The organism is Streptomyces sp. W16 (genome assembly GCF_033194735.1).
GTDB lineage: Bacteria > Actinomycetota > Actinomycetes > Streptomycetales > Streptomycetaceae > Streptomyces.
Genome location: NZ_JAWOAI010000953.1, coordinates 1 through 2,004, shown reverse-complemented (window position 1 = coordinate 2,004; position 2,004 = coordinate 1). Strand labels below are relative to the sequence as shown.

Sequence of the window (2,004 nt, the reverse complement as noted above, 5' to 3'; positions counted from 1 at the left end):
CGCATCACCTCGACCGTGACCGTGCCGGTGAGCGCCGACATCGAGAGCGGCTTCGCGAAGGACCCGGCGGGCGTCGCCGACACGGTCCGCGCGGTGCTCGCGGCGGGTGCGGTGGGGGTCAACATCGAGGACGCGCTCTACGGCGGTGAGGGCGTCCTGCGCCCGGTCGTGGAGCAGGCCGAGCGGATCGCCGCCGCCCGGGAGGCCGCCGACGCGGAGGGCGTGCCGCTGTTCGTCAACGCGCGCATCGACACGTATCTGCGGGGCGCCGGGGGAGTGGACGCGACCCTGGAGCGGGCCGCCGCCTTCCGGGCCGCGGGCGCGGACGGGATCTTTGTCCCCGGGGCCGTCGAACCGGGAACGGTCAAGGAACTCGCCGACGGGATCGACGGTCCGCTCAATGTGCTGGTCGGCCCCGTCGCACCGCCGGTCGCCGAATTGGCCGCGCTGAGCGTCGCCCGGGTGAGCGCGGGCTCCAGCGTCGCCCTGGCCGCCTACGCCGTGGTCCGCCGTGCCGCGCGGGAGCTGCTGGACACGGGTACCTACGACGCGGTCGTGGGAGGTCTGGGCTACGGCGAGCTGAACTCGCTGCTGGGGTAGGGGTGTCGGCTCAGCAGGCGTCCCGCATCAGCTCGGCGAGGTCGTGGTCCAGGTCGAGCTGGAGGTGTTCGAGACCGGCGGGCACCAGCTCACCGGTGGCCCGCAGGAAGCGCCGTATCTCGGTCGAGCGGACATGCACGACGGCGGTGCCCTCGGGGGCGTGGAACTCCAGGACGGTGCGGTCGAAGCCGTAGGGCCGCACACGGACGTCGCCGTGGCCCTCGGCGCCGTGCAGACCGGCCGTGAGGAGTTCGCGGGCGAAGGTCCAGCAGACCTCGACGCCCTCCAGGGTGGCCGGTGCCGGGAAGGTCATCCGGACGGCGAAGGGGTCGCGCCGGTCGTAGTGAAGGGTGGCGGGAATGCTCGGCATCCGCGGTGCGGCGGCGACGAGACGGGCCTCTACGGGCTGCTCGATGACGATGGACAACGCCTTGCTCCCTTGTGTGACGGCGGTGCGGACTGCGGTGACGGCCGGACGGACTCCCGAAAAGACTCCGGAACGGACCTCCGGGTGGATGGGTCCGCACTGGAAGAGACGCCGGAACGAGCCAATCCGTGCACACCAATTTCGAGTGACCTCTGTCACCGCCGCCCATATGCGCTCAAGGCGGGCGTGGGCCATCTGGACGGCTCCGGGGGAGTGGGCTAGCTTCGCCCGCCATGAGGCGCATGGGGAAGACGAGACAGGTGGGGCGTATGTACCGCAGGACGGCGGCCGGGGTGATGTGCGCGGCGGCGCTGGCCGTGCTGGCCGCCGTACCGGCGCAGGCGCGGGACACGGCGCACCGGGCTCCGCACTGGGAGCTCAAGGACAGCGGGGCCGCCGGTGTGCGCTTCCGGGGACTGTCGGCGGTCAGCCGGAACACCGCGTGGGTGGCCGGGACCGCGGGCACGGTGCTGCGTACCACCGACGGCGGGGCGAGCTGGCGGAACGTCTCGCCACCCGGCACCGCCGACCTTCAGTTCCGGGACATCGAGGCGTTCGACGCGCACCGCGCGGTGGTCCTGGCGATCGGCGAGGGCGAGGCGTCCCGCGTCTACCGCACCGACGACGGCGGGGCGACCTGGACGGAGTCGTTCCGCAACACCGACGCGCACGCCTTCTACGACTGCCTGACCTTCTTCGACAGCCGCCACGGTCTCGCGATGAGCGACCCGGTGGACGGTAAGTTCCGCATCCTGTCCACCGGTGACGGCGGCCGTTCCTGGAAGGTGCTGCCCAGCACCGGGATGCCGGCCGCGCTCGACGGCGAGGCCGGCTTCGCGGCCAGCGGCCAGTGCCTGGTGAGCTCCGGGCCCCGGGACGTCTGGCTGGCCACCGGCGGGGGTGCACGCGCGCGTGTCCTGCATTCCGCCGACCGCGGCCTCACCTGGACGGCGACCGACACCCCGATCCCGGCCGGC

3 protein-coding genes are annotated in these 2,004 nt (G+C 73.0%); 2 read left to right on the top strand and 1 reads right to left on the bottom strand.

From position 1 onward, the window contains the following. Positions 1-600, top strand: a 600-nt coding sequence (locus R6V09_RS51835; protein ID WP_317888358.1) for an isocitrate lyase/phosphoenolpyruvate mutase family protein, incomplete at its 5' end; no start/stop codon positions are given. Positions 601-610: 10 nt separating this feature from the next. On the opposite strand, the gene R6V09_RS51830 is transcribed toward R6V09_RS51835, so the two are convergent. Then, positions 611-1,027 carry an SsgA family sporulation/cell division regulator gene (locus R6V09_RS51830; protein ID WP_317888357.1) on the bottom strand — a complete coding sequence of 139 codons (417 nt, stop codon included), beginning with the start codon at positions 1,025-1,027 and terminating at the stop codon, positions 611-613. 269 nt (positions 1,028-1,296) lie between these two features. Between R6V09_RS51830 and R6V09_RS51825 the strand changes: the two genes are divergently transcribed. Beyond that, on the top strand, positions 1,297-2,004 hold a 708-nt coding region (locus R6V09_RS51825; RefSeq protein WP_317888356.1), incomplete at its 3' end, for a WD40/YVTN/BNR-like repeat-containing protein.